We start from the raw sequence: 3,468 nt of genomic DNA on the forward strand, positions 1-3,468 counted from the left end.
TCTGACAAAGAGCGATCGCACCGGGGTGTCATAGTCGCGGGGCACATGGAGCCAAAACTCAGGACGTACCACCTGGTAGGCCACATCTAACAATAGGCGTGTATCGGGTCGCACGTCGTAGGTGAGGCTGGGAGCAGCAGGCGAGCCGTTGATGACCACATCCACAGGTAAAGCACGGTTAGCTTGATCGTCAAAGCAAATGATGAGTAAACCTTGATTTTGGAGCAATCGCAATGCCGCTCCATCAAAGCGATAGCTATCAATCACTAATGCAGATGCTCCTATTGATTGGGCGGCTTGTAACACTCCTAACGGAGTAGCCTCACAGACCTGTACCTCTTGCATCCGGTTGGAGAGAAAATCCTTTAGCCCTGAGGCTGGGTCAATCAAGAACATCACTGTAAATCCCAAGGATTTGCAGGCTTCAGCCAAGCCAATCCCCCGTGTGGCATGACCCAACCCAACCGTGGTGCCGCCATCAACATGGATGGCGAGTTTAGCAGATGTTTGGCTCATGGTTTTACATCCCTCGACCAACCACTAAGTAAGCAACCAAATCAACCTCCTTACTGATGATGTTTTTTTACTATTTTTAATATATATACTTCTCCATTGAGTTCAAAAAAAGCTGGATAGCGTTCGTTATCTACAACTCGCAAAAGGTTAAACTGTTCTTTTATTGTTCGTTCTGGATCTAAACGACTATCCTTTGGCTTTCGACGAGGATAGTAGGTTGAGTCTCCAGATTGCTCTTTCCCTATCTCTATAATTTCTGGATATCGCTGGACAAACTTTAAGCACATTTCAATTGATTTTTCGGCTTGAGTTTTACGCAATTCATCAACAAGTTCATTTCCCTGAAACTTTAAAAGGGATTGAAGATAAATTTTACCACTATCTACACTTTCTTCAGCTTCAAATAACGTAATTGGAATCTCATTATTCCCTTCTAAGATTTGCCAAGTGAGAGGCGACCAACCCTTTCCTTGAGGTAAAGCACTTTCGTGAACAATCAAATTTTTTGAATTTCTCTTCAAAACTTCTGATGACAAAATTTGTCCGCATCCTAAACAAAAAACTAAGTCTCCTTGTGGAATCTCTTTCGCTTGATAAATCCACTTAACTACATGTTGTTTTTCCTTTAGCTTTTTAACTAGATAAGGAATATAGTTATTAATCCAACTATTGCTATCCGATAAAATTGTAATCGTTAAGCATTGCATTATTTTTTTTCAAAAGTATCTTTATAACTTTGAATTTATCCTCTGCATCAACTAAATTTTTGCTACTTTGGTGGAGTTGCCAACGTTGTTTTTTGGATAAGCAAATTTGAGCGACTGATTCTGCTATTTGTTCGGGAAAAACTTGGTCGTGCCATCCTAAACTTACAGCAGCACATAGTTCGTCCAATTTATGAGCGATTGCTCTCTGATTGTCAGCCACAATTATAATTAAACTAGGTAGTCCCATAAAAGTCAACTCCCAACAAGTACTTCCCCCAGCTGCGATCGCAATATCTGCCCAAGCCATCAACTCCGGCATATTCGTCACATTATACTTGAGCATAATTGCTGCCCCCGAATCATGCACTGCTGCGTGTAACTGCTCATAATGAGGATTACTCCCCCCAACCACTACCACTGCTTCGAGTCCTTCAACCTTGACCTGCTGTAATGCCTGAATCACCTTCAGGGTCACATTATCGGGGTCTGCTCCCCCCAAGGTAACCAGCACCTTCCGTGCCACTGTCGGGATCTGCCGCTGCCAGCCTTGCCAAGGCCAGAATTCCTTCCTGAGGAGTGTATATTGGGTACCCAACAGCAGCTGGGTGTAGGATTCCCGTTTAGGATACAGTCCCTCATGGGCATACACATTCTGATTCAACTCAGATCTTGCACCTGATCAGATAAAAATAAAAACCTAGCTCATTTAACCAAGGGATAAGTGTATCTAACTGATTAAAAATAGAAAGAAGCAAAACATGATGTAAAAGTAAAATAAGTGTTTTTTTTGCACAATAAAACCAATCTAAACTCTCCGTTTTACCTAAGTGTAAATAAACCAAATAAGCCAACAAATAATAAACTAAAGAAAGAATCAACCAACGGTAGACTCCAAGTCTTGTCTTTTGTCCAAAGCGGTGTAGGGTAAAACGATATTTTGCCGTCTTAAAAAAGCCCTCAATCTGCCATCTACGTTTTCCCCATCTAGCAATAGTTTCACCCTTCATTGGTTTCGTAGAGATGACAAAACGTTGAACTTTTTTACCATCTCGTTTCAGCCATACCCATGACAAAAAAACCGGAAAATCTAAACCCTTTAAATAAACTTGTTGACCACGAGTTTTAATTTCTGAAACCTTGCGTCCATCAGTTAAAGTTCGATTTTTACTAATACCGACAATAGCATGATGAAAATTTTCTCGAATTTTTTCAATTAATTTAATCGTGCCAAACCCAGTATCACCTAGCACATAATCTTGAAAAGATGCGGTAATTTTTTTTGGCAAATTGTTCAATAATTTCTGTGCTAATTGAGATGGATAGGGAGTCCCCTTACCTCGATAAATCCTGAAAATCCATGGGATGGGCCAGTTACCTAATACTAAATAGATAACCACAACGTGTAAACCTTTTTTATGGTTATAGACTCGAACCAAGTCTCTTAAATGGGGGAAATTACCTACCTTTTCTAGTGTGGTTAAATCTAGAATTACTTGTAGAGTTGGTTTTCTTCCTCTTTTTTGTTGAGAAAGAATGAGATTAAGTAGAAAAGAACGAACACTGCGAATCAAAGAACGGGTTGACCATTGGTAGCGATGCAGCGCGGTCTTGGGGGTTTCCCCCATGAGCGACTACATCAAGACAATGATTTAAGAAACGACTAATGGCACTTTCTGATTTTGTTTGACAATGGTGAGGAACTGAATTCCCTTGCCCACAAAGGAGTAAACCCAAAATAGATTCAAGGGTTTCTTGTTGATAAATAGTGGGCATTATTTGTTTCAAGGTTGAAATTAATTCTTCTCCTTGTGGAAACTTATTATTCAGGGTCTTTGTTCTCCATTGATCCTAGAAACTAGTTTACCATAATTTTGTGCTTCAAATAACAGTGTTCATAACTGTTATTTGAAGCACAAAATTAGACGTCATGAGTTTTTTACCCTTAGGAAAAATGGGGGTATATAGTGGAATTAATTATGGGATACAGAAAATTTTTAAAGGTATTTGATATTTATCTATAACTAAGTGATATAACTCCCTCTAAGCAGGTGCACAAAATTAATTACCTATTTTTGACATAATAAGATATAATTAGATAAAATCACTGAAAATGGGTATTTATATGAGATTCATTAGAGAATTAAATACCGAAACTAAAAAACTGTTGGAAAGAATAAGTTGGCAAAGTAAATATCCTCTCTCTTGGTGCGCATTCCCTAGGCGTTCGCGGAGCGTCTCCGTAGGA

General features: G+C 39.4%; 4 protein-coding genes. All 4 read right to left on the minus strand.

From position 1 onward, the window contains the following. Positions 1–516: hypothetical protein (locus F6J99_RS43380; protein WP_293123219.1), on the minus strand; the 516-nt coding region annotated here is incomplete at its 3' end. Between the two features lie 50 nt (positions 517–566). After that, the gene (locus F6J99_RS43385) at positions 567–1,223 is read right to left on the minus strand and encodes a formyltransferase family protein (RefSeq protein ID WP_293060552.1); all 657 of its coding nucleotides are present in this window, start codon (positions 1,221–1,223) and stop codon (positions 567–569) included. Next, positions 1,189–1,884 carry a glycosyltransferase gene (locus F6J99_RS43390; protein WP_293123222.1) on the minus strand — a complete coding sequence of 232 codons (696 nt, stop codon included), beginning with the start codon at positions 1,882–1,884 and terminating at the stop codon, positions 1,189–1,191. Before F6J99_RS43390 ends, F6J99_RS43385 begins: the two co-directional genes overlap by 35 nt. 1 nt (position 1,885) lies before the next feature. Beyond that, positions 1,886–2,848 carry a transposase gene (locus F6J99_RS43395; RefSeq protein WP_293123225.1) on the minus strand — a complete coding sequence of 321 codons (963 nt, stop codon included), beginning with the start codon at positions 2,846–2,848 and terminating at the stop codon, positions 1,886–1,888. Positions 2,849–3,468 lie beyond the last annotated feature (620 nt).

The sequence above is a fragment of the Moorena sp. SIO4G3 genome (genome assembly GCF_010692305.1).
Classification (GTDB): Bacteria; Cyanobacteriota; Cyanobacteriia; order Cyanobacteriales; family Coleofasciculaceae; genus Moorena; species Moorena producens_A.